Source organism: Ideonella sp. (assembly GCF_044358605.1).
GTDB lineage: Bacteria > Pseudomonadota > Gammaproteobacteria > Burkholderiales > Burkholderiaceae_C > Ideonella.
Window position 1 is genome coordinate 1 of record NZ_JBIKNQ010000054.1, and the last position, 22,388, is coordinate 22,388.

At 59.9% G+C, this 22,388-nt stretch carries 34 protein-coding genes and 1 tRNA gene; 34 read left to right on the plus strand and 1 reads right to left on the minus strand.

Annotation, left to right across the window (positions count from 1 at the left end; all coding sequences use genetic code 11):
- The 30 genes from rplD to ACIQ3Q_RS17320 all read left to right on the plus strand — a co-directional run.
- Window positions 1–155, plus strand: a 155-nt coding sequence (rplD, locus tag ACIQ3Q_RS17175; RefSeq protein WP_396270443.1) for a 50S ribosomal protein L4, incomplete at its 5' end; no start/stop codon positions are given.
- Window positions 152–463 carry a 50S ribosomal protein L23 gene (gene rplW, locus ACIQ3Q_RS17180; protein ID WP_210809867.1) on the plus strand — a complete coding sequence of 104 codons (312 nt, stop codon included), beginning with the start codon at window positions 152–154 and terminating at the stop codon, window positions 461–463. The genes rplD and rplW, both read left to right, overlap by 4 nt.
- A gap of 3 nt (window positions 464–466) precedes the next feature.
- The gene (rplB, locus tag ACIQ3Q_RS17185; protein ID WP_396270409.1) at window positions 467–1,291 is read left to right on the plus strand and encodes a 50S ribosomal protein L2; all 825 of its coding nucleotides are present in this window, start codon (window positions 467–469) and stop codon (window positions 1,289–1,291) included.
- A 10-nt stretch (window positions 1,292–1,301) separates the two neighbouring features.
- On the plus strand, window positions 1,302–1,577 hold the full coding sequence (gene rpsS, locus ACIQ3Q_RS17190; RefSeq protein ID WP_210809869.1) for a 30S ribosomal protein S19: 276 nt from the start codon (window positions 1,302–1,304) through the stop codon (window positions 1,575–1,577).
- 12 nt (window positions 1,578–1,589) lie between these two features.
- Window positions 1,590–1,919: a 50S ribosomal protein L22 gene (gene rplV, locus ACIQ3Q_RS17195; RefSeq protein WP_210809870.1), complete on the plus strand. Its 330-nt coding sequence runs from the start codon at window positions 1,590–1,592 to the stop codon at window positions 1,917–1,919.
- An 8-nt stretch (window positions 1,920–1,927) separates the two neighbouring features.
- The gene (gene rpsC / locus ACIQ3Q_RS17200; RefSeq protein WP_396270410.1) at window positions 1,928–2,785 is read left to right on the plus strand and encodes a 30S ribosomal protein S3; all 858 of its coding nucleotides are present in this window, start codon (window positions 1,928–1,930) and stop codon (window positions 2,783–2,785) included.
- Between the two features lie 2 nt (window positions 2,786–2,787).
- Window positions 2,788–3,204, plus strand: coding sequence for a 50S ribosomal protein L16 (gene rplP, locus ACIQ3Q_RS17205; RefSeq protein WP_210809872.1), 417 nt, complete (start codon window positions 2,788–2,790; stop codon window positions 3,202–3,204).
- Between the two features lie 24 nt (window positions 3,205–3,228).
- On the plus strand, window positions 3,229–3,432 hold the full coding sequence (gene rpmC, locus ACIQ3Q_RS17210) for a 50S ribosomal protein L29 (protein ID WP_396270444.1): 204 nt from the start codon (window positions 3,229–3,231) through the stop codon (window positions 3,430–3,432).
- Window positions 3,429–3,704, plus strand: coding sequence for a 30S ribosomal protein S17 (gene rpsQ / locus ACIQ3Q_RS17215; protein ID WP_396270411.1), 276 nt, complete (start codon window positions 3,429–3,431; stop codon window positions 3,702–3,704). The genes rpmC and rpsQ overlap by 4 nt, the downstream gene beginning before the upstream one ends.
- A gap of 169 nt (window positions 3,705–3,873) precedes the next feature.
- Window positions 3,874–4,383 (plus strand): peroxiredoxin, encoded by a 510-nt coding sequence (locus ACIQ3Q_RS17220; RefSeq protein WP_396270412.1) that lies wholly within the window; start codon window positions 3,874–3,876, stop codon window positions 4,381–4,383.
- Window positions 4,384–4,651: 268 nt separating this feature from the next.
- Window positions 4,652–5,020, plus strand: a complete 369-nt coding sequence (gene rplN, locus ACIQ3Q_RS17225; protein ID WP_396270445.1) for a 50S ribosomal protein L14 — start codon at window positions 4,652–4,654, stop codon at window positions 5,018–5,020.
- A 27-nt stretch (window positions 5,021–5,047) separates the two neighbouring features.
- Window positions 5,048–5,365, plus strand: coding sequence for a 50S ribosomal protein L24 (gene rplX / locus ACIQ3Q_RS17230; RefSeq protein WP_396270413.1), 318 nt, complete (start codon window positions 5,048–5,050; stop codon window positions 5,363–5,365).
- A gap of 38 nt (window positions 5,366–5,403) precedes the next feature.
- Window positions 5,404–5,943: a 50S ribosomal protein L5 gene (rplE, locus tag ACIQ3Q_RS17235; RefSeq protein ID WP_210810071.1), complete on the plus strand. Its 540-nt coding sequence runs from the start codon at window positions 5,404–5,406 to the stop codon at window positions 5,941–5,943.
- 8 nt (window positions 5,944–5,951) lie between these two features.
- Window positions 5,952–6,257, plus strand: coding sequence for a 30S ribosomal protein S14 (gene rpsN / locus ACIQ3Q_RS17240; RefSeq protein ID WP_210809884.1), 306 nt, complete (start codon window positions 5,952–5,954; stop codon window positions 6,255–6,257).
- A 22-nt stretch (window positions 6,258–6,279) separates the two neighbouring features.
- Window positions 6,280–6,675, plus strand: coding sequence for a 30S ribosomal protein S8 (rpsH, locus tag ACIQ3Q_RS17245; RefSeq protein WP_210809886.1), 396 nt, complete (start codon window positions 6,280–6,282; stop codon window positions 6,673–6,675).
- A 24-nt stretch (window positions 6,676–6,699) separates the two neighbouring features.
- Window positions 6,700–7,233, plus strand: coding sequence for a 50S ribosomal protein L6 (rplF, locus tag ACIQ3Q_RS17250; RefSeq protein WP_396270414.1), 534 nt, complete (start codon window positions 6,700–6,702; stop codon window positions 7,231–7,233).
- A gap of 11 nt (window positions 7,234–7,244) precedes the next feature.
- A complete protein-coding gene (rplR, locus tag ACIQ3Q_RS17255) occupies window positions 7,245–7,604 on the plus strand; it encodes a 50S ribosomal protein L18 (protein WP_396270415.1) in 360 nt (119 codons plus the stop codon).
- Between the two features lie 24 nt (window positions 7,605–7,628).
- Window positions 7,629–8,147, plus strand: a complete 519-nt coding sequence (rpsE, locus tag ACIQ3Q_RS17260; RefSeq protein ID WP_210809889.1) for a 30S ribosomal protein S5 — start codon at window positions 7,629–7,631, stop codon at window positions 8,145–8,147.
- A 23-nt stretch (window positions 8,148–8,170) separates the two neighbouring features.
- Window positions 8,171–8,356 (plus strand): 50S ribosomal protein L30, encoded by a 186-nt coding sequence (rpmD, locus tag ACIQ3Q_RS17265; protein WP_396270416.1) that lies wholly within the window; start codon window positions 8,171–8,173, stop codon window positions 8,354–8,356.
- 25 nt (window positions 8,357–8,381) lie between these two features.
- Window positions 8,382–8,813, plus strand: coding sequence for a 50S ribosomal protein L15 (gene rplO, locus ACIQ3Q_RS17270; RefSeq protein ID WP_396270417.1), 432 nt, complete (start codon window positions 8,382–8,384; stop codon window positions 8,811–8,813).
- Window positions 8,814–8,843: 30 nt separating this feature from the next.
- The gene (secY, locus tag ACIQ3Q_RS17275) at window positions 8,844–10,154 is read left to right on the plus strand and encodes a preprotein translocase subunit SecY (RefSeq protein WP_396270418.1); all 1,311 of its coding nucleotides are present in this window, start codon (window positions 8,844–8,846) and stop codon (window positions 10,152–10,154) included.
- Between the two features lie 31 nt (window positions 10,155–10,185).
- Window positions 10,186–10,404 carry a translation initiation factor IF-1 gene (infA, locus tag ACIQ3Q_RS17280; protein ID WP_210809893.1) on the plus strand — a complete coding sequence of 73 codons (219 nt, stop codon included), beginning with the start codon at window positions 10,186–10,188 and terminating at the stop codon, window positions 10,402–10,404.
- A gap of 27 nt (window positions 10,405–10,431) precedes the next feature.
- Window positions 10,432–10,545, plus strand: a complete 114-nt coding sequence (rpmJ, locus tag ACIQ3Q_RS17285) for a 50S ribosomal protein L36 (protein WP_028997278.1) — start codon at window positions 10,432–10,434, stop codon at window positions 10,543–10,545.
- A gap of 33 nt (window positions 10,546–10,578) precedes the next feature.
- Window positions 10,579–10,944: a 30S ribosomal protein S13 gene (rpsM, locus tag ACIQ3Q_RS17290; protein ID WP_210809895.1), complete on the plus strand. Its 366-nt coding sequence runs from the start codon at window positions 10,579–10,581 to the stop codon at window positions 10,942–10,944.
- 27 nt (window positions 10,945–10,971) lie between these two features.
- Window positions 10,972–11,376, plus strand: coding sequence for a 30S ribosomal protein S11 (gene rpsK / locus ACIQ3Q_RS17295; protein WP_210809898.1), 405 nt, complete (start codon window positions 10,972–10,974; stop codon window positions 11,374–11,376).
- 217 nt (window positions 11,377–11,593) lie between these two features.
- The gene (gene rpsD, locus ACIQ3Q_RS17300; RefSeq protein ID WP_396270419.1) at window positions 11,594–12,217 is read left to right on the plus strand and encodes a 30S ribosomal protein S4; all 624 of its coding nucleotides are present in this window, start codon (window positions 11,594–11,596) and stop codon (window positions 12,215–12,217) included.
- Window positions 12,218–12,363: 146 nt separating this feature from the next.
- Window positions 12,364–13,350 (plus strand): DNA-directed RNA polymerase subunit alpha, encoded by a 987-nt coding sequence (locus tag ACIQ3Q_RS17305; protein WP_396270420.1) that lies wholly within the window; start codon window positions 12,364–12,366, stop codon window positions 13,348–13,350.
- Window positions 13,351–13,537: 187 nt separating this feature from the next.
- Window positions 13,538–13,933, plus strand: coding sequence for a 50S ribosomal protein L17 (rplQ, locus tag ACIQ3Q_RS17310; RefSeq protein ID WP_396270421.1), 396 nt, complete (start codon window positions 13,538–13,540; stop codon window positions 13,931–13,933).
- A gap of 206 nt (window positions 13,934–14,139) precedes the next feature.
- Entirely contained in the window at window positions 14,140–16,011 is a 1,872-nt protein-coding gene (gene dsbD, locus ACIQ3Q_RS17315; RefSeq protein ID WP_396270422.1) for a protein-disulfide reductase DsbD, read from the plus strand.
- A 31-nt stretch (window positions 16,012–16,042) separates the two neighbouring features.
- Window positions 16,043–16,119, plus strand: a tRNA-Met gene (locus ACIQ3Q_RS17320).
- Between the two features lie 2 nt (window positions 16,120–16,121).
- Here ACIQ3Q_RS17320 and ACIQ3Q_RS17325 read toward each other — a convergent pair.
- Window positions 16,122–16,487, minus strand: coding sequence for a hypothetical protein (locus ACIQ3Q_RS17325; RefSeq protein ID WP_396270446.1), 366 nt, complete (start codon window positions 16,485–16,487; stop codon window positions 16,122–16,124).
- Between ACIQ3Q_RS17325 and yajC the strand changes: the two genes are divergently transcribed.
- The 4 genes from yajC (at window position 16,369) to ACIQ3Q_RS17345 (ending at window position 22,359) form a co-directional block, all read left to right on the plus strand.
- Entirely contained in the window at window positions 16,369–16,698 is a 330-nt protein-coding gene (gene yajC, locus ACIQ3Q_RS17330) for a preprotein translocase subunit YajC (protein WP_396270423.1), read from the plus strand. The two genes, ACIQ3Q_RS17325 and yajC, sit on opposite strands and share 119 nt — an antisense overlap.
- An 86-nt stretch (window positions 16,699–16,784) precedes the next feature.
- Entirely contained in the window at window positions 16,785–18,731 is a 1,947-nt protein-coding gene (gene secD, locus ACIQ3Q_RS17335) for a protein translocase subunit SecD (protein WP_396270424.1), read from the plus strand.
- A 73-nt stretch (window positions 18,732–18,804) separates the two neighbouring features.
- Window positions 18,805–19,839 (plus strand): protein translocase subunit SecF, encoded by a 1,035-nt coding sequence (secF, locus tag ACIQ3Q_RS17340; protein WP_396270425.1) that lies wholly within the window; start codon window positions 18,805–18,807, stop codon window positions 19,837–19,839.
- Window positions 19,840–19,878: 39 nt separating this feature from the next.
- The gene (locus tag ACIQ3Q_RS17345; protein ID WP_396270426.1) at window positions 19,879–22,359 is read left to right on the plus strand and encodes a DUF1631 family protein; all 2,481 of its coding nucleotides are present in this window, start codon (window positions 19,879–19,881) and stop codon (window positions 22,357–22,359) included.
- Window positions 22,360–22,388: the final 29 nt, after the last annotated feature.

Consider the following 22,388-nt stretch of genomic DNA (forward strand, 5'->3'; position numbering starts at 1 on the left):
ATGTCGTGGATGACAACCTGGCACTGGCTTCGCGCAATCTGCCTAACGTGCTCGTCGTTGAGCCGCGTTACGCCGATCCGCTGTCGCTGGTCTTCTACAAGAAGGTGCTGGTGACCAAGGCGGCCATCGAGCAGCTCAAGGAGATGTACGCATGAGCGCCGCATTCAAAGAGGGCCGTTTGGCTCAAGTGCTGGTGGCACCGGTGATCTCCGAGAAAGCCACTCAAGTCGCTGAAAAGCAGAACCAAGTTCTGTTCAAGGTCTTGCGTGACGCGACCAAGCCCGAAATCAAGGCCGCTGTTGAACTGATGTTCAAGGTCGAGGTGGAGGCTGTGAACGTCGTGAACGTCAAGGGCAAGGTCAAGCGCTTCGGTCGCTCGATCGGCCGTCGTGACCACGTCAAGAAGGCCTATGTCTCGCTGAAAGCGGGCCAGGAGCTGAACTTCTCCGGGGAGGCCGCGTAAATCATGGCAGTCGTCAAAGTCAAACCAACCTCGCCTGGCCGCCGTGCCGTGGTGAAGGTGGTGCACAAGCACCTGCACAAGGGCGCTCCGGAAGCTTCGCTGCTGGAACCCCAGAAGCAAAACTCTGGCCGTAATAACAACGGTCACATCACAGTGCGTCACAAGGGTGGTGGTCACAAGCATCACTACCGCGTTGTCGACTTCAAGCGCAACAAGGACGGCATTCCCGCGAAGGTTGAGCGTATCGAGTACGACCCTAACCGCACGGCTCACATCGCTCTGGTGTGCTATGCCGACGGCGAGCGTCGCTACATCATCGCTCCGCGTGGCCTGGAAGTCGGTGCAACCATCTTGAGCGGCTCGGAAGCGCCGATCAAGGCGGGCAACACCCTGCCGATCCGCAACATCCCCGTCGGCTCGACCATCCACTGCGTGGAAATGATGCCTGGCAAGGGTGCGCAGATCGCTCGCTCCGCTGGTACCGCTGTGACCCTGATGGCGCGTGAAGGCACCTACTCGCAGATCCGTCTGCGTTCAGGTGAAGTGCGCAAGATCCACATCGATTGCCGCGCCACCATTGGTGAAGTGAGCAACGAAGAGCACAACCTGCGTCAGTACGGCAAGGCCGGCGCCATCCGCTGGAAGGGCATCCGCCCGACCGTGCGTGGTACCGCCATGAACCCGGTCGACCACCCGCACGGTGGTGGCGAGGGTCGTACCGGCGAAGGCCAGGCTCCAGTGTCGCCGTGGAACACCCTGACCAAGGGCTACCGCACTCGCAACAACAAGCGCACGCAGACGTTCATCGTTTCGCGTCGCAAGAAGTAAGGGCTGGACCATGGCACGTTCACTCAAGAAGGGTCCCTTTGTGGATCACCACCTTCTGGCCAAGGCTGAAAAAGCCGTCGCCACGAAGGACAAGAAGCCGATCAAGACCTGGTCGCGCCGCTCTACCATTCTTCCCGACTTCATCGGCCTGACCATTGCTGTGCACAACGGCAAGCAGCACGTGCCGGTGTATGTGTCTGACCAAATGGTCGGCCACAAGCTCGGCGAGTTCGCACTGACCCGTACGTTCAAGGGTCACCCTGCGGACAAGAAGGCCAAGAAGTAAAAGGACACGACGATGGAAACCAAAGCAATCGTCCGTGGCGTTCGCCTCTCCGTGGATAAGGGCCGCCTCGTGGCAGACCTGATCCGTGGCAAGAAGGTTGACCAAGCCCTGAACATCCTGGCCTTCACCCAAAAGAAGGCCGCCGGCATCGTTAAGAAGGCGCTCGAGAGCGCCATCGCCAACGCCGAGCACAATGATGGCGCAGACATCGATGACCTGAAGGTCACCTCGATCTACGTCGAGCAAGGCACCACGCTGAAGCGTTTCTCAGCCCGCGCAAAGGGCCGTGGAAATCGCATCAGCAAGGGTACCTGCCACATCTATGTGACCGTCGGGAACTGAGGAAGACCATGGGACAAAAAATCCATCCAACCGGCTTCCGCCTGCCCGTCACCCGTGCATGGGCGTCGCGCTGGTATGCAAGCAACAAGAACTTCGCCGGCATGCTGGCCGAAGATCTTGATGTGCGCGAGTACCTCAAGGCCAAGCTGAAGAATGCCGCTGTGTCGCGCATCCTGATCGAGCGTCCCGCCAAGAACGCCCGTATCACCATTTACTCGGCTCGTCCGGGCGTGGTGATCGGCAAGAAGGGCGAAGACATCGAAAACCTGAAGGCCGAACTGACCAAGCGTCTGGGCGTGCCGGTGGCCGTGAACATCGAAGAAGTGCGCAAGCCTGAAATCGATGCTCAGCTGATCGCCGACTCGATCACCCAGCAGCTGGAAAAGCGCATCATGTTCCGTCGCGCCATGAAGCGTGCGATGCAGAACGCCATGCGTTTGGGCGCTCAGGGCATCAAGATCATGTCCGCTGGCCGTTTGAACGGCATCGAAATCGCCCGTACCGAGTGGTACCGCGAAGGCCGCGTGCCTCTTCACACCCTGAAGGCTGACATCGACTATGGCTTCTCTGAAGCCAAGACGACCTACGGCGTGATCGGCGTGAAGGTGTGGGTCTATCGTGGCGACCGCCTGGCCAATGGTGACGCTCCGGTGATCAACACGCCTGCAGGCGCTGAAGATGACCGTCGCCCACGTCGCAACGCTCGTCCGGGTGCCCCGGCCGGTCGTGGTCGTCCTGGTGGCGATCGTGGTGCTCCCCGTGCGGACAAGCCCGCTGAAGCCGGCGCAGCCGGTGCTGGCGTACCTGCAGCTGCCAAGCGTGTCCGCAAGGCCGCTCCAGCTGCCGGTGAAGGCAAAGGAGAATAAGCATGCTGCAACCAGCACGTCGTAAATACCGCAAGGAACAAAAAGGCCGCAACACCGGCGTCGCTACCCGCGGCGCTCTGGTGTCCTTCGGTGACTTTGGTCTGAAGGCTACCGAACGCGGTCGCCTGACGGCTCGTCAAATCGAAGCGGCTCGTCGTGCCATTTCGCGCCATATCAAGCGCGGTGGCCGCATCTTCATCCGCATCTTCCCGGATAAGCCGATCTCGCAAAAGCCTGCCGAAGTCCGTATGGGTAACGGTAAGGGCAACCCTGAGTACTACGTGGCCGAAATTCAGCCCGGCAAGGTGCTCTACGAGATCAATGGCGTTCCCGAGGCGCTCGCCCGTGAAGCGTTCACCCTGGCGGCAGCCAAGCTGCCGCTGCGGTGCACCTTCGTGGCTCGCCAGCTCGGCGCTTAATCCGCGCAGACACAAGGAAAGCACATCATGAAAGCATCTGAACTGCGAGCCAAGGACGTGGCCGCGCTGGAAAAGGAAGTCACCGACCTCCTGAAGGCGCACTTCGGCCTGCGCATGCAAAAGGGTACACAACAGCTCGGCAACAACGCGCTGTTGGGTAACACCCGTCGCGACATCGCTCGCGCCAAGACCATCTTGGCCGAGAAGAAGAGGGAGGCTGCGAAATGACGCAAGCTCAAGAAACCACGACCAACACCCGGACGCTGGTCGGCCGCGTGGTCAGCGACAAGCGCTCCAAGACGGTCACCGTCCTGGTTGAGCGTCGCGTCAAGCACGAGCTCTACGGCAAGATCGTGGCCCGCTCGCGCAAGTACCATGCGCACGATGAAAAAGGCGAATATCACATGGGTGACACCGTGGAAATCGCCGAGTCGCGCCCCATCTCCAAGACCAAGAACTGGGTCGTGACCCGCTTGGTTGAGAAGGCCAACTTGGTCTAAAGCGGCAACCCTGCTTCGCACTGAGGTCTTTAAGGGCCACGGTGCAGGGCGGGGGCGGGGCGGCGATACTCGCGGCCCACCGTTTCGGATCATGCATCTGGCTGATGCCTTGCGCAGCACCAGAGCAGCCCGCCCTTCGGCGGGCTTTTTCATTTCAGGAGACCCATTCATGTTGAAAGTCGGCGACAAGCTTCCCGCAGGTGCCTTGCAAGAGTTCATCGAAGTCGAGGGCGAAGGCTGCAGCCTGGGGCCTAACAGCTTCGACATCGAAACTGCTACCCGTGGCAAGACCGTGGCGATCTTCGCGCTGCCAGGCGCCTACACGCCCACCTGCTCTGCGCAGCATGTGCCTGGTTATGTGGCGCAAGCCGATGCGCTGCGCGCAGCCGGTGTTGACGAAGTGTGGTGTGTGTCGGTCAACGACGCGTTCGTGATGGGTGCTTGGGGCCGTGATCAGAAGACGGCTGGCAAAGTCCGCATGATGGCGGATGGCTCCGCAGCCTTTACGCAAGCGACCGGCTTGACGCTGGACCTCATCGCACGCGGCATGGGTGTGCGCTCGCAGCGCTACTCGATGCTGGTGGTGGATGGCGTGGTCAAGACGCTGAACATCGAGGCCCCCGGCAAGTTCGACGTCAGCGATGCGGCCACCATGTTGTCGCAAGCGCAGGCTCGTTGAGAGCCACAGAAGAAAATGCAAAAAGGTGTTGACATGGCGTCAGCACCTCACGCATAATCGAGAGCTTCGCTGGTGAAGCGTGCTCTTCAGTCTTTCCGGATGCGCCAAAAAGGTAATCTGGTGGGGTTTGAAAGTACCGCTCGCTGGTTTCAGCCCAAGCGGCTGGGTCGACTTCACAAGATGTTGGTTCAGCAAGGCGGGCCCAATACTGACCGCTTATGTGCAGCCGTTGTGGCTGTTCGCTGCGGGCCAAGTTGGGGATAAGACAATGATCCAAATGCAATCGCGACTCGACGTCGCGGACAACACTGGCGCGAAGTCTGTCATGTGCATCAAGGTGCTGGGCGGCTCGAAGCGTCGCTACGCCGGCATCGGTGACGTGATCAAGGTCAGCGTCAAAGAAGCTGCGCCGCGCGGTCGCGTCAAGAAGGGCGAGATCTACAACGCTGTGGTCGTTCGTACGGCCAAGGGCGTTCGTCGTCAAGACGGCTCGCTCGTCAAGTTTGATGGCAACGCTGCAGTGCTGCTGAACGCAAAGCTCGAGCCCATCGGCACACGTATCTTTGGCCCGGTGACGCGTGAACTGCGTTCCGAGCGCTTCATGAAGATCGTGTCGCTGGCGCCTGAGGTGCTTTGATCGTCCGCCACGAGTAAAGGAAACGCGATGAACAAGATTCGCAAGGGCGACCAAGTTGTCGTCCTGACTGGCCGAGATAAAGGCAAGCGCGGCACGGTGTCGCTGCGCGTTGATGTGGACCACGTGGTGGTCGATGGCATCAACATGGTCAAAAAGCACGTCAAGCCCAACCCGATGAAGGGTACGACTGGCGGCGTGATCGACAAGACCATGCCGATCCACCAGTCCAATGTGGCCATCTGGAACGCGGCAGCTGGTAAGGCTGACCGCGTGGGCATCAAGACGCTGGCCGATGGCAAGCGTGTCCGCGTGTTCAAGTCCAGCGGCGAAGAGATCAAGGCCTGAGGAGTGCGAGCATGAGTCAAAAGCAACAAGCCGCGATCGTGGCCCGTCTGCAGGCCTACTATCAAGAGAAGGTAGTCCCCGACATGGTCGCCAAGTTTGGCTACAAGTCGGTGATGGAAGTTCCTCGCCTGACCAAGATCACCTTGAACATGGGCGTCAGCGAAGCTGTCGCCGACAAGAAGGTCATGGATCACGCTGTGGGCGACCTGACCAAGATCGCAGGTCAAAAGCCTGTGGTGACCAAGTCCCGTAAGGCTATCGCTGGTTTCAAGATCCGCGACGGTGTGCCTATCGGTTGCATGGTCACCCTGCGTGGCGCCCGTATGTTTGAATTCCTGGACCGTTTCGTCACCGTGGCCCTGCCCCGCGTGCGTGACTTCCGTGGTATCTCCGGTCGTTCTTTCGACGGCCGTGGTAACTACAACATCGGCGTCAAGGAACAGATCATTTTCCCGGAAATCGAGTACGACAAGATCGACGCGATCCGTGGCATGAACATTTCCTTCACGACCACTGCGAAGACCGACGATGAGTGCAAGGCACTGCTCGCCGCGTTCCGCTTCCCGTTCAAGAACTGAGGTGACCTGTGGCAAAACTCTCCCTCAAGCAGCGTGAAGACAAGCGTGAAAAGCTGGTCGCCAAGTACGCAAAGAAGTACGCCGAGCTGAAGGCCATCATTGACAACGCCAAGAAGTCTGACGACGAGCGTTATGCCGCTCGCCTGGAACTTCAAAAGCTGCCGCGCAATGCAAACCCGACACGTCTGCGCAATCGTTGCGCCCTGACGGGTCGTCCCCGCGGCACGTTCCGCACCTTCGGCTTGGCCCGTAGCAAGATCCGCGATCTCGCCTTCAAGGGTGACATCCCTGGCGTGATCAAGGCCAGCTGGTAATCGAGGCGATAAGGAGAAAACTATGAGCATGAGTGATCCTATCGCCGACATGCTGACCCGCATTCGCAATGCGCAGGCTGTTGAAAAGTCGTCGGTGACCATGCCGGCTTCCAAAATCAAGACTGCAATTGCGCAGGTGCTGAAGGACGAGGGCTATATCGATGCCTTCGCCGTTCGCGCCGAGGGTGGCAAGAGCGAACTCGAAATTTCGTTGAAGTACTACGCCGGTCGCCCGGTCATTGAGCGCATTGAGCGCGTGAGCCGTCCTGGCCTGCGCATCTACCGCGGTCGTGAGGCGATCCCTCAAGTCATGAACGGCTTGGGTGTTGCCATCGTGACCACGCCCAAGGGTGTGATGACGGATCGCAAAGCACGTGCCGCCGGTGTCGGTGGCGAAGTGCTCTGCTACGTCGCCTAACTCCACGAAGGAAGGAATCGAGCAATGTCCCGCGTAGGAAAAATGCCGATCACCGTCCCGCAAGGCGTGGACGTGAAGATCGCAAATGGCCAAATCACCGTCAAGGGTGCAAACGGTACGCTGGTGCGTGCTGCTAACGCACTCGTGACCATCAAGAGTGAAGCTGGTGTGGTTCAAGTGGCTCCGGCCAATGACTCCGCAGAAGCCAACTCGATGAGCGGCACCATGCGCGCACTGCTGGCCAATATGGTCAATGGTGTGAGCAAGGGCTTCGAAAAGAAATTGACTCTGGTTGGCGTGGGCTTCCGTGCCCAGGCTCAAGGTCAAAAGCTGAATCTGCAGATCGGCTTCTCGCATCCCGTCGTCAAGGATATGCCCGCTGGCATCACCGTGACCACGCCGACGCAGACAGAAGTGCTGATCAAGGGTGCGGATCGTCAAGTGGTGGGTCAGTTGGCCGCTGAAGTGCGCGCCTTCCGTCCGCCCGAGCCTTACAAAGGCAAGGGTATCCGCTACGCCGACGAGCGTGTGGTCCTCAAAGAGACCAAGAAGAAGTAAGGAGCGACACCATGCTGACAAAGAAAGAACAGCGTCTGCGTCGTGCGCGTCAAACGCGTGCTCGTATCGCGATTCAAGGCGTCGCCAGCCTGACTGTCTTCCGCTCGAACACCCACATCTACGCCAGCGTCATTTCTGGCGACGGCGCTGTGGTGGTGGCTTCGGCCTCGACGGCAGAGAAGGAACTGCGCGACCAATTGGGTGGCAACGGTGGCAATGCCGCTGCAGCTGCATTGGTGGGCAAGCGTATCGCCGAGAAGGCCAAGGCTGCTGGCGTCGAGAAGGTTGCCTTCGACCGCGCTGGTTTCGCCTACCACGGTCGTGTCAAGGCACTGGCAGAATCTGCTCGCGAAGCAGGTCTCCAGTTCTAAGCGGCCGGATAAGGAATACTGAAAATGGCAAAGTTCACCCCCCGCGCCCAGGCTGAAGGCAATGACGACGGCCTGAAGGAAAAGATGATCGCGGTTAACCGCGTCACCAAGGTTGTTAAGGGTGGTCGTACCCTGAGCTTCGCAGCGTTGACCGTGGTTGGCGACGGCGATGGCCGTGTCGGCATGGGCAAGGGTAAGGCCAAGGAAGTGCCGGTGTCGGTGCAGAAGGCCATGGAATCTGCTCGTCGCGGCCTGTTCAAGGTCAGCCTGAAGAGCGGCACCATTCACCACCGCGTGGAAGGTCAGCATGGCGCAGCTCGCGTCCTGATGATGCCCGCACCGGCTGGTACCGGCATCATTGCTGGCGGTCCGATGCGCGCTGTGTTCGAAGTGCTCGGCATCACCGACATCGTGGCGAAGAGCCATGGTTCCTCCAATGCCTACAACATGGTTCGCGCCACGTTGGACGCTCTGAAGAACCTGTCGACTCCCGCCGAAGTCGCCGCCAAGCGCGGCAAGACAGTTGAAGATATCTTCAACTGATCCGCGCCCAAGGAGAAGACCAAATGACTGAAGCCAAAAAGACCTTGACGGTCAAGCTGGTGAAAAGCCCGATCGGCTGCAAGACGTCGCATCGCGACACCGTGCGTGGCCTGGGCCTGCGTCGCGTCAACAGCCAGCGCGTGTTGGAAGACACGCCTTCTGTGCGCGGCATGATCAACAAGGTGGCTTACCTGGTTCAGGTGCTGTAAGTCGGCACGAACGAGGAGAAACAACATGCAACTCAATACTGTCAAGCCCGCTGAAGGCTCCAAGAAGGCTGCGCGTCGCGTCGGTCGTGGTATTGGCTCCGGCTTGGGCAAGACCGCTGGTCGTGGCCACAAGGGTCAAAAGTCGCGTGCCGGTGGCTACCACAAGGTGGGCTTCGAAGGCGGCCAGATGCCGCTGCAGCGTCGCCTGCCCAAGCGTGGCTTCAAGTCTGCTTTGTTGAAGTACAACGCTGAGCTGACCCTGTCCGAATTGCAAGCCTTTGGCGCTGACGAAATCGATCTGCTGGCTCTTAAGGCCGCTGGCTTGGTTCCGCAAATCGCTCGTAACGTCAAGGTGATCAACACTGGCGAGCTGACCAAGAAGGTCGTGCTCAAGGGTATTGGTGCCACTGCTGGCGCCAAGGCTGTGATCGAGGCCGCTGGCGGCCAAATCGCCTAAGACTGGCGATTGATTAGGATCTGACCACTCGTGGCAACCTCTCAGACTCAGTTGGCTAAGAACGGCAAGTTCGGCGACCTTCGTCGTCGGCTTGTGTTCCTGCTGTTGGCCTTGGTGGTGTACCGGTTGGGGGCGCATATCCCCGTGCCGGGCATCAACCCTACCCAATTGCAAGAGCTGTTCAGTGGTCAGCAGGGCGGCATCCTGAACTTGTTCAACATGTTCTCGGGTGGCGCTTTGGAGCGTTTCACTGTCTTTGCCTTGGGGATCATGCCGTACATCTCGGCGTCGATCATCATGCAGTTGATGGGTCATGTGCTGCCAGCACTGGAAGCGCTGAAGAAAGAAGGCGAAGCGGGTCGTCGCAAGATTACCCAATACACCCGCTACGGTACTTTGGTATTGGCCATCTTCCAGTCCTTGGGCATTGCCTTAGCCTTGGAGGGGAGTGCGGGCTTGGTGATCACGCCTGGCTTTGGCTTCCGCATGACGGCCGTCGTGAGCTTGGTGGCTGGCACCATGTTCCTGATGTGGTTGGGCGAGCAGATTACCGAGCGCGGCTTGGGTAACGGCATCTCGATCTTGATTTTTGCGGGTATCGCAGCGGGCTTGCCTGGTGCGATCGGCGGATTGTTTGAATTGGTCCGCACTGGTGCGATGAGCATCGCCGCTAGCCTGTTCATCATCACCCTGGCTGTGGGCGTGACTTTCGCTGTGGTGTTTGTTGAGCGTGGCCAGCGCAAGATTTTGGTGAACTATGCCAAGCGGCAAGTCGGCAACAAGGTTTATGGTGGGCAATCGTCGCACCTGCCGTTGAAGCTCAACATGTCTGGCGTGATTCCTCCGATCTTTGCGTCGTCCATCATCTTGCTGCCCGCAACGGTAGTGGGTTGGTTCGCGACGGGTGATGGCATGCGTTGGTTGAAGGACATCTCGGCGGCCTTGTCGCCGGGACAGCCGATCTACGTGCTGCTCTACGCCGCAATGATTGTGTTCTTCTGCTTCTTCTACACGGCCCTGGTGTTCAACAGCCGTGAGACTGCAGATAACCTGAAGAAGAGTGGTGCGTTCATCCCGGGCATTCGTCCAGGTGAGCAAACAGCAAAGCACATCGACAAGATCTTGGCGCGTCTGACTTTGGCTGGTGCGGTCTACATCACACTGGTCTGCTTGCTGCCCGAGTTTTTGATATTGAAGTACAACGTCCCGTTCTATTTCGGTGGCACGTCGCTGCTGATCATCGTGGTCGTGACAATGGATTTTTGGGCTCAGGTCCAGTCTTATGTGATGAGTCAACAGTACGAATCACTGTTGAAGAAGGCGAATTTCAAGGCAAGCTGATCGGTGTGGGTCAGCTGCGGTTAGAGCAGCCATGGCGAAAGACGACGTCATCCAGATGCAGGGTGAGATCCTCGAAAATTTGCCTAACGCCACCTTCCGTGTGAAGTTGGAAAACGGGCACAACGTCTTGGGTCACATTTCAGGCAAGATGCGCATGCACTACATACGCATCCTTCCTGGGGATCGGGTTACTGTCGAGCTAACGCCGTACGATTTGAGTCGCGCTCGCATCGTGTTCCGCGCGAAGTGAGTGTTTGAATAGGTCAAGGAGAAGACCATGAAAGTCGCAGCATCAGTCAAGAAGATGTGCCGCAATTGCAAAATCATCCGCCGCAATGGGGTGGTTCGGGTGATCTGCACCGACCCGCGCCACAAGCAGCGGCAAGGCTAAGCGGCCTCGCTTGAGCGAATCGAAGGAAGCACAATGGCACGTATTGCTGGTATCAACGTTCCGCCGCAAAAGCACGCGGAAATCGGTCTGACTTATATCTACGGCATCGGCCGTACCACCGCGCAGAAGATCTGCACCGCGGCCGGTATTCCGTTTGCCAAGAAGGTCAAGGACCTGACTGACTCCGACCTGGAGAAGATCCGGGAAGAAGTCGGCAAGCTGACGATCGAAGGTGACCTGCGTCGCGAAACTTCGATCAACATCAAGCGCCTGATGGACTTGGGTTGCTATCGCGGCTTCCGCCATCGTCGCGGTTTGCCCATGCGTGGTCAGCGTACCCGCACCAATGCTCGTACCCGCAAGGGTCCGCGTAAGGGTGCTGCGGCGCTGAAGAAGTAAGCCCACCCACTGACTGGTAGAAGATAAATGGCAAAAGCACCCGCCAATAGCGCTGCACGTCGAGTGAGCAAGAAGGTCCGCAAGAATGTTGCGGACGGTATCGCCCACGTGCACGCCTCGTTCAACAACACCATCATCACCATCACCGATCGTCAGGGCGGCGCGCTGTCCTGGGCTTCGTCCGGTGGTCAGGGTTTCAAGGGCTCGCGTAAGTCGACGCCTTTTGCTGCCCAGGTGGCCGCTGAAGTGGCCGGTCGCGCTGCTCAGGAACAAGGCATCAAGAATCTGGACGTCAAGATCAAGGGCCCAGGCCCCGGTCGCGAGTCCTCGGTGCGTGCTCTGGCTTCGCTGGGCATTCGCATCAACTCCATCTCCGATGTGACACCGGTGCCGCATAACGGCTGCCGTCCGCAAAAGCGTCGTCGCATCTGAGTTGAAGCGGGGTTGTCAATAACCCTGCTACAATCAAGAGTTGCCTGAACGCCGGCGATGGAGAAGTCCATCGTCGGCTGTTTCGACTCTGGCAATTTGCAAGCCCACCGTCTGCGCACTGTCTCCCTGCATTCAGCATGGGCAGTCGCCAGACTTGCGTGTCCAGCAAGCAGCAATGTTTGCCGGTGCACGTCAGACCATCGCATAAGGAAGCAACGTGGCACGTTACCTCGGCCCCAAGGCCAAACTTTCCCGCCGTGAAGGCACCGACCTGTTCTTGAAGAGCGCCCGTCGCGCCATCAGCGACAAGGCCAAGTTCGACTCCAAGCCAGGCCAGCACGGCCGCACTTCCGGTCAGCGCACCTCGGACTTCGGTCTGCAATTGCGTGAAAAGCAAAAGGTCAAGCGCATGTATGGCGTGCTGGAGCGTCAGTTCCGCCGCTACTTCGCTGAAGCTGACCGTCGCAAGGGCAGCACTGGCGCTAACTTGCTGACCATTCTCGAATCCCGCCTGGACAACGTTGTCTATCGCATGGGTTTCGGTTCTACCCGCGCTGAAGCCCGTCAGTTGGTGTCCCACAAGGCACTGACCGTCAATGGCGTTGTGGTGAACATTCCTTCCTATCAAGTCAAGGCTGGCGATGTGGTTGCCATCCGTGAGAAGGCCAAGAAGCAGCTGCGCGTTGCGGACTCCCTGAAGCTGGCTGAGTCGATTGGCTTGCCTGCTTGGGTGTCGGTGGACGTCACCAAGCTCGAAGGTACCTTCAAGAAGGCTCCGGACCGTGATGAGTTCGGCGCTGAAATCAATGAGTCGCTCATCGTCGAGTTGTATTCGCGTTGATGTTGACTGCTGGCTGGCGGGTGCGCCTGTCCCAGCCACACCCCGCTGCGGCATGCCGGTTCCGTGGCGGGTTTTTTCGCTTCCGGCGTGGTCCGTCAGCCTTATCGGTGTAACGAGCCGAGGGTATTGAGAGGAACAGGACTTACATGCAAACCAATCTGCTGAAACCCAAAGCCATCGTTGCGGAACCCCTGGGCGGTCACCGCGCCAAAGTCACGCTGGAGCCGTTTGAGCGTGGTTACGGACACACGCTCGGCAATGCGCTGCGTCGTGTGCTCTTGTCCTCGATGGTGGGCTATGCGCCAACCGAAGTGACCATCGCAGGTGTTCTGCACGAGTACTCCACCATCGACGGCGTGTCCGAAGATGTGGTCCACATCATGCTGAACCTCAAGGGCGTGGTCTTCCGTCTGCATAACCGCGACGAAGTCACCCTGGTGCTGCGTAAAGAGGGCGAAGGCCCTGTGACCGCGGCTGACATCCAGACGCCGCATGACGTCGAAATCGTCAACCCTGAGCACGTCATTGCCCACTTGGCCCAAGGCGGCAAGCTGGACATGCAGATCAAGGTCGAAAAGGGCCGTGGCTACGTGCCAGGCACCCTGCGCCGTCATGGCGATGAGCCGACGAAGTCCATCGGCCGCATCGTCTTGGATGCTTCTTTCTCGCCGGTCAAGCGCGTCAGCTACGCCGTTGAGAACGCCCGTGTCGAGCAGCGTACCGATCTCGACAAGCTGGTCATGGAAATCGAAACCAACGGCGCTATTTCGCCCGAGGAAGCGATCCGTGCGTCGGCCAAGATCTTGGTCGAGCAGCTGGCTGTCTTCGCTCAGCTGGATGCCGGTGATTTGACCGACATGACCACACCGACCAAGAGCTCGGCGGTGTTCGATCCAATCCTGCTGCGTCCTGTGGACGAGCTGGAGTTGACCGTGCGCTCGGCCAACTGCTTGAAGGCTGAGAACATCTATTACATCGGCGACCTGATCCAGCGCACTGAGACCGAATTGCTCAAGACGCCGAATCTGGGCCGCAAATCCCTCAACGAAATCAAAGAAGTGCTGGCCTCGCGTGGTCTGACCTTGGGTGCCCGCCTCGAAAACTGGCCTCCTCAAGGTTTGGACAAGCGCTGATCTGGCACACCCCCTACTGGCATCGCCAGCCCCCTCAAGGGGCGCACTCAGTGGCCCGGCAAAGCCGGTTCCACGAGTGCCAGCTAGATAGGGCGTCTTTTTGGAAAATGGTGGGCAATACGCCCACCGGTGCACCCAGCAGTACCTGATCCGGCTGCTGGCTATTACTCAAGGAAAGGAAAGCACCATGCGTCACCGTAACGGTCTCCGTAAACTCAATCGCACCAGCGAACACCGCGCAGCCATGCTGCGCAATATGTGCGTCTCGCTGCTTCAGCACGAAGCCATCAAGACCACCGTGCCTAAGGCTAAAGAGCTGCGTCGCGTCGTCGAGCCGCTGATCACCTTGGCCAAAGAAGCCACCGTCGCCAACCGTCGCTTGGCCTTTGCTCGCCTGCGTGACCGCGATGTCGTCACCAAGCTCTTCAACGAACTGGGCCCGCGTTACAACGCTCGTCCGGGCGGCTACACCCGCATCCTGAAGATGGGTTTCCGCGTGGGCGACAACGCGCCCATGGCCTATGTGGAACTGGTGGATCGCCCTGAAGTTCAGGCTGAAGCGACGCCTGCTGCGGCAGAGTAAAGCGCCTAGGTCCTCGGACCGGGCACTTCGTCCACGAAAGGGTCGGCACTGCCGACCCTTTTGCATTGGAAGCCCGCGCCGCGTGACGGTGTCACGACATGGAAGGTCGCTCGCAGTTGTGCGGAACTTTTGCCCGTCTTTGACCCTCCATCAGTGACCACTCATTTAGGGGCGGCGCGAATGCGGCGTTCCGGATAATCTTAGCCATGAGCATTTCTTCTGCACGTCTGCAGCTACAGCGCTGGATGACATCCTGGGTGGCCTGTGCTTGTCTCCTGATCGGGGGGGCTTTGCAGCCCGCTCAGGCGGCCCAAGAATTCTTAGAGCCGGAACAGGCGTTCAAGATCAGCGTCTCTGTGCTCGATGACCGGACCGCGCAGGTCAACTTTGACGTTGCGCCCGGTTACTACCTCTATCGTGAGCGTCTGTCAGTGTCGGCTGAGGGGGCGGTCTTAGGTGCTGTAACGCTGCCTCCGGGCAAGGTGAAGTTTGACGAGACTTTCCAGAAAGAGGTTGAGACTTGGCGTGAGCGTGTCACCTTCTCGGTGCCAGTAGAGCAGGCCACGGGCCCGGTCTTGCTGCAGGTCACCAGCCAAGGCTGTGCTGATGCCGGCCTATGCTATCCGCCCATGACCAGCCCAGTACAGTTGTCCCTCAAGGCCTTCGGAGGTGTTGGCAGTGCGACGCTTGTGTCGGATGCAGGCGTGCCCGCCACAGGATTGCTCGCCTCGGCCGCAAACTCACCTTCCGTCTCCAGCACTCCCGCCGCTGCGCCACGGGCTGATGGCTCAGAGGGCTCCCGCATCGAACAGCTGCTACAGGGGGGCTCCTATCTCACCGTCGTGGGCGGCTTTGCGCTCATGGGCCTGCTCTTGGCCTTCACCCCTTGTGTGTTGCCCATGCTGCCCATCTTGTCCTCCATCATTGCTGGCGGTGGCGAGATCAGTCGGCGCCGCGGCTTGGCTTTGGCCTTTGCTTACTCTTTGGGCATGTCCTTGGTCTACACGGCCTTGGGTGTGGCGGCCGGCTTGGCTGGAGAGGGCCTCGCGGCTGCCCTGCAGAAGCCCTGGGTGCTGGTGTCGTTCGGCCTGCTCTTGGCGGTGCTGTCCCTGTCCATGTTTGATGTCTTCGAATTGCGCCTGCCCTTGGCGCTGTCTGGGCGGCTCGACGGGATGTCCAGGCAGCTTCCGGGCGGCAAGTTTGTTGGCGTGTTCTTAATGGGAGGTCTTTCCGCCTTGATCGTCAGCCCGTGCGTGACCGCGCCCTTGGCGGGGGCGCTGCTCTTTTTGAGTAAGACGGGCGATGTCTGGTTGGCGGGGTCAGCCTTGTTTGCCATGGCCTGGGGCATGAGCGTGCCCTTGCTGATTCTGGGGGCCTCGGCAGGCCGTTGGCTGCCGCGCTCAGGCGCTTGGATGCACGCCATCAAGCGGTTCTTTGGGCTCCTGCTCCTGGGCGTCGCCCTCTGGATTGTTCAGACTGTGTTGCCCAGTGCCTTGGTGCTGGTGGCCTGGGGTGGCTTGGCGCTGGTGGCCGGTTTTATGTTGAGGCCCTTTGATCCGCACCCGCACAGTGGGGCTCCTCGCGTGTGGTTGCAGCGCGCTGGCGGCCTGGCCCTGCTGACCCTCGGTGTGCTACAGCTCGCAGGCGCCAGCTCCGGGGGCACTGACCCACTGCAGCCCTTGGGCCACTGGGGCCGTGCTGCTTCTGTGTCGGCCTCGCCAAGTCTGCCCTTTCAAAAAGTGAAATCAGCCGCTGAGTTGGAAGAGGTCCTGAGAACCGCCGGCCGACCGGTGATGTTGGACTTTTATGCCGACTGGTGCGTGTCATGCAAAGAAATGGAGCGCTTCACCTTCTCCGACCCGGCCGTGCAGGCACGCCTCTCCAAGGCCCTGCTGCTGAAGGCGGATGTCACTGCCAACAGCCCTGACGACAAAGCGTTGCTCAAACGCTTTCATCTGTTTGGGCCGCCGGGCATCATCTTCTTCGACGCACAGGGGAGGGAGATTCCTGATGTTCGCGTTATGGGCTTTCAGTCGGCCAGAGACTTTGAGAAAACTTTGGTGGCGGCTGGCCTGTGAAGCCAATCCATGCCATAATCACAGCTTCAGTCGCGGGGTGGAGCAGTCTGGTAGCTCGTTGGGCTCATAACCCAAAGGTCGCAGGTTCAAATCCTGCCCCCGCAACCAAATCAGCAGCAGAAATCGTCAATGATTTTTGCTGACCGAAAGCCCTCACTGCCTTGAGTAGCGAGGGCTTTTTGTTTGGCACGTTCAGTGCCAATCTGCTTCGATGTCCAGCGCTGGCCACGCGGCCGGTCACAAAGGTCTGCGGGCTTCCCCGGGGCTTGCAACCAAGCCTGCTGCCCGCACCTAGAATCCACCATTGGTAAAGGCTCGCCGAATTCGTGGGCCAGATCTGACTCTAAAGGAAACGTTGTGTTCATTTCCAGCGCATATGCCCAGGCTGCGGCTCCCGCAGCGACCCCTTCCGGTGCCGGCGGACTGATGTCCTTCTTGCCACTGGTTCTGATGTTCGTGGTGCTGTACTTCATCATGATCCGGCCTCAGATGAAGCGTCAGAAGGAGCATAAGGCCATGATTGATGCCTTGGCCAAGGGCGATGAGGTCATCATCGCCGGCGGCGTGTTGGGCAAGATCGCCAAACTCGGTGACACCTATGTGCATGTCGAAGTCGCCGCAGGCGTCGAGTTGCAGGTGCAGCGCGGTTCTGTGTTGCAAGTTTTGCCCAAGGGCAGCGTGAAGTAAGCGCAGCCTTCTAAGGCTGGGGCCCGTGCTGTCGCACGGGCTCTCCATTTCTCTTGACCCAGGCCTTGATGCCTGAGGATGCACGCATGAATCGCTACCCCTTGTGGAAGTACCTCATCCTGGCTGTCTCGCTGGTGGTGGGCCTGATCTATACCTTGCCCAACTTCTTCGGCGAGGCACCAGCGGTCCAGGTCTCCAGCGGCAAGGTGACTGTCAAGGTCACCCCGGCCATGGTGTCGCAGGTCGAAACGATCCTGTCTGAAGCAGGCGTCAAGCCCGACTTCGTGCAGTTTGATGGCAACTCCATCAAGGCCCGATTCCCGGACACGGACACCCAGATCAAGGCCAAGGACGCCATCAGCCGGGTGCTGAACCCCGATGCGGCCAACCCCAGCTATGTGGTGGCGTTCAATCTGATCTCGCGCTCGCCGCAATGGTTGACGGCCTTGCATGCTAACCCCATGTACCTGGGACTGGACTTGCGTGGGGGCGTCCACTTCCTCATGCAAGTGGACATGCGTGCTGCACTCACCAAAAAGGCTGAGTCACTGACCAACGACGTGCGCTCACTGCTGCGCGACAAGAACATCCGCCACGCTGGCATCAGCCGCGACGGTGACGATGTGCATGTGTTGTTCCGCGACGCCGCCCTTCGCCTGGCCGCCAAGAATGCCCTGCTCGATAGCCAGCCTGATGTGGTCTGGGCTGATGTGGCTGCTGACAACGGTGAGTTCAAGTTGGTCGGGATCCTCAAGCCAGAGGCCGCACGCAAAGTGCAGGACGCTGCGCTCAAGCAAAACATCACCACCTTGCATAACCGTGTGAATGAACTGGGCGTGGCGGAGCCCATCATTGCGCAACAAGGTTTGGATCGCGTTGTGATTCAGCTGCCAGGTGTGCAAGATACGGCCAAGGCGAAAGACATCATTGGTCGAACCGCCACGCTTGAGCTGCGCATGGTGGATGACAGTGCCGAAGCCAGTGCGGCGGCGGCCGGCACTGGCCCGGTCCCGTTTGGCACCGAGCGCTATGTAGAGCGCGGCGGAGCGCCACTCATCGTCAAGAAGCAGGTCGTCCTGACTGGCGACTCGCTGTCTGACGCGCAGCCCGGTTTTGACCAGAACCAACAGCCGTCCGTGTCGCTGAGCGTGGATGCCAAGGGTGCGCGCATCATGCGCGATGTCTCACGCGAGAACATCGGCAAGCGCATGGCCATCTTGATCTTCGAAAAGGGCAAGGGCGAAGTGGTCACTGCACCGGTCATTCGCGGTGAGTTGGGTGCACGCTTTGAAATCACCGGGCGCATGAACACCCAAGAGGCCAACGACACCGCCTTGTTGCTGCGCGCAGGGTCACTGGCTGCGCCGATGGAAATCATCGAAGAGCGCACCATCGGCCCGAGCCTGGGCAAGGAGAACATCGAAAAGGGCTTCTACAGCGTGATCTGGGGCTTTGCCGCCATCGCGGTGTTCATGTGCCTTTACTACATGCTGTTTGGCGTGTTCTCTACCCTGGCTCTGGGCTTCAACCTCCTACTCTTGCTGGCCATTTTGTCCATGCTGCAGGCGACCTTGTCCTTGCCGGGCATCGCCGCTATCGCCTTGGCATTGGGCATGGCCATTGACGCCAACGTGCTGATCAATGAACGTGTGCGGGAAGAGCTCCGCGCAGGTGCCTCGCCCCAGGCGGCCATTCATGCCGGCTACGAGCGTGCTTGGGCCACCATCCTGGACTCCAACATCACCACGCTGATTGCGGGTCTCGCCCTGCTGGTGTTCGGTTCCGGCCCCATCAAGGGCTTTGCCGTGGTGCACTGCCTGGGCATCGTCACCTCCATGTTCTCGGCGGTGATGTTCTCGCGCGGCTTGGTCAACCTCTGGTATGGCGGTCAAAAGAAGCTGAAGTCGGTGTCGATCGGTCAAGTCTGGCGGCCGCAAGCGGCACCCGATGGGGCGTCGAGCCAGGCAGAGGGGCAGGAAGATGCCCCAGAAGCCTTGGCCGCACCGAGCACAGACACCCCAGCAGGACGCTGAACGCCTCCTCATTCAACCCGAGCAGGCGCGCTTTGTTGAGCGCCTGCCCTGAGATCCAGCACAGGACTCCATCATGGAATTCTTCCGTATCCGGCGCGACATCCCCTTCATGCGGCATGCGCTGGTGTTCAACCTCATCTCGGCGCTCACGTTTGCGGCGGCGGTTTTCTTTTTGGTGACCCGAGGCCTGCACTTCTCCATCGAATTCACCGGTGGTGCCGTCTTGGGGGTCGAGTACGCCCAGCCTGCCGACCTGAACAAAACCCGAGCTACCGTCGAAAGCATGGGATTTGGCGAGGTGCAGGTGCAAGGTTTCGGCTCGGCCCGGTCTGCGCTCATCCGTCTGCCTCTGCGTGGCGACATGAAGCAAGCCGAGTTGACCGAAAAAGTCTTCGCCAAACTTTGCGCCGCTGAATCAGGCACCGTCCAAAGCAAGACTGAAACCACGCCCAAGGGCGAACAACTCACCCGTCAGGCGTGTTTGGTGGGCGATTCCGAACCTGTCAAGCTGACCAGCACCGAGGTGGTGGGGCCTTCTGTGGGTGAAGAGTTAGCCCTCGACGGCGCTATGGCCCTGCTGTTTGTGGTGCTGGGCATCATGGTGTACTTGGCCGTGCGCTTTGAGTGGAAGTTCGCGGTGGCCGCCATCATCGCCAACCTGCACGACGTGATCATCATTCTGGGCTTCTTCGCATTCTTCCAGTGGGAGTTCTCACTGTCGGTGCTGGCCGCTGTGCTCGCAGTGCTGGGCTATTCCGTGAATGAGTCCGTCGTCATCTTCGACCGGATTCGCGAAGCGTTCCGCAAATACCGGAAATTAGACACATCACAAATCATTGATCACGCCATCACTTCGACCATGAGCCGTACCGTCATCACTCACGGCTCAACCCAGATGATGGTTTTGTCGATGTTGCTGTTTGGTGGCCCGACGCTGCACTATTTCGCAGTTGCGCTGACCATCGGAATTCTGTTTGGTATCTACTCTTCGGTGTTCGTTGCGGCCGCTATCGCCATGTGGCTCGGCGTAAAACGTGAAGATTTGATCAAGGCGGGGCCTGCCAAAGAGGGGGATGTCAATGATCCGAATTCCGGCGCAGTGGTGTAGAGTGGGTCGTTAGCAAAAGTATTCTTCAATCCAGCAGACATGGCAGGGCACGCTTCACCGGGCGGAATCATCGACCAGGCTAGGCTGTTCTTCGCGGAGCAATTCGTGAAGGACGCCCAGGCCTTGCTGGATGCTGCCGTCGATAGTGCCCGCAAGCTGGTGGAGCTGACCGCAGAACGCTCGGTGGCGCAAGCGCGCCGAGATATGTTTCAAGACATCCAGCGTCACGCGGGCTCATGGCCAGCGCAGTTGGGCGAGGATTTGCGCGAGCGTGTCAGCGCTGGGGACTCACTCAGTTCAACCGCCACAGCCTTGGTCTCATCGCTAGCGGTTCGAGTCGATCTTTCACTGGTGGATGACGAGACCGTCGATCGCGACATCATCATGTCGCGCTTATCGCTGGCACTGCAGGATGTGACGACCTGGGAGTACACCGACTTACGGGCTCGGCTGGTCAAGGTCAGCCAGCGCGAGGACCTCAACGACACCGATGTCTTCAAAGCGCAGAACATTGCCCGTTTGCTGGTGAAGTCCTGGATGGCCGTTGGTCTGAGCCTCAAGACTTGGCAGGCGCTTGAACAAGACATGCACAAGGCCTGCGGCCAACTGCTGCTGGAGGCGTACCACGAGACCAACGCCTGGTTGGTCGAGCGTGGCGTTCTGCCACAGGTTGATCTGCGGCCTTTCATTCGCAGGTCTGAAGGCCATACCAGCGGCCGGCCGCAACTTGACGGTCTGGCCGATGGCCCAGGCACCGGCATGTCCACCAGCGTCGGTCCTTACGGGACTCAAACGGGCGCACCTTACGCGACAGGCACCTATGGCGGTGCATCGTCTCCCTATGCCACGGGCACCTATGGCGGTGCCACTTCTCCCTATGCCACGGGCACCTTTGATCCGGCCCAATCCTCGGCGCTAGGTGGCGGTGCTGCGGGGGGCGCAGGCGGCTACACGGCAGCAGCCTCCCGAGGGGCCGCTGCTGCTGGGCGCCTGCCTAACTTGGACGAAGAAACCCGGATGCTGACCCGGCCGGCCCCTGCGCACTGGGGCGAGCCAAGCCCGGTGGGGGCTCATTTCAGCGCGATGATGGAGCGCCATCTCCCTGGCTTCAAGGACACCTCCAGCCCCAGAGCGCCGTCGCAGCGCCTGGCACAGGCCATGGAGCAAGTGCAGGCTCGGGTGGCGCACCAAGTCGAGTTGCCTGCCAGCGACACCCATACCGACCCAACACCGTCGGCATTGCTGCGCAACATCCGCGAGCGCCATGCCGACCTCAAGCAGGCGGCCTCTTCTCCTGCCGAGCGCGCAACCATTGAATTGGTGGCCTTGCTGTTCCAAGCCATCCTGACGGAAGATCGCTTGCCTGCTTCCTTGCGGGTCTGGTTTGCGCGCCTGCAGATGCCCACCTTGCGGGTCGCCATTGCCGAGCCTGACTTCTTTTCCAGCGAAGAACACCCCGCGCGGCGCCTGATCGACCGCATGGGCGCCTGTGTGATGGGCTTTGAGGGCGATGCCGACGTGATCGGCTCCCCCCTGGAGACCGAGATTCGCCGTGTGGTGCAAGTGGTTGAGGCCTTTCCGGATACCGGGCGCAGAGTCTTCCAAACTGTGCTCAACGAGTTCGAGAAGTTCCTGGAAGCCTACTTCCGCGACCACAACGACACCACCCGCTTTGCCGTGTCCTTGGCTGAGCAGGTCGAGCAGCGCGAAACACTCGCCATCCAGTACACCATTGAGCTGCGCAAAATGCTCAGCGACGTGCCGGTGCAAGATGGTGTGCGCGATTTCCTCTTCCACATCTGGGCTGATGTGCTGGCGACCTCTGCGGTGCGCCACGGTGCGCAAAGCGAAGAAGTGCGGCGCGTCCGCAGCGCTGCCACCGAGCTGCTCTGGACGGCGGGCGCCAAGACCACGCGCGAAGAGCGCGGCGAGGTCATCCGTCGTCTGCCGCCCCTGTTGGCCACCTTACGTCAGGGCATGACGTCCGCAGGGCTGTCCACACAGCGCCAAGACGAATCCCTCAAGAGCCTGAATTTGGCACTGGCGGCCGCCTTTGGTGCGCGTGCCGTGAGCATCAGCGACGAGCAACTCGAAGCGCTCAAGCGGCGCCTGGAAACCATTGAAGAGCTGCTGCCCGACGAAGACTTCGAGTTGGATGAGTCGTGGGTACTGGACGAAGCCAGCCACGAACAAGAAGGCTTGGAAGTGGTCAGCGATGGCGGCTCCATGCCTGGGCCGCAAATGCTGGAGATGGCCGAGCGACTCCAGCCCGGTGAATCCTTCCTGCTCGACTACCGTGGTCGCCAAGAGCGTGTGCGTCTGGTCTGGCAGGGTATGAGCAAGCAGCTCACCTTGTTCAATGGCGCCAACGGCCGCTGTGTGCTGTTCCAGAAGGCACGCTTGGCGGCCTTCTTGCAGGCTGGCTTGCTGATTCCGGCTCAAGAGGAGTCGCTGACCACGGCCGCCACCCGCAGCGCCATCAGCAAGATCAATGCAGACCCGGCACGCCTGCTGGGCTAATGGCCTGCTGGGCTGATGGGGCGAGCCGC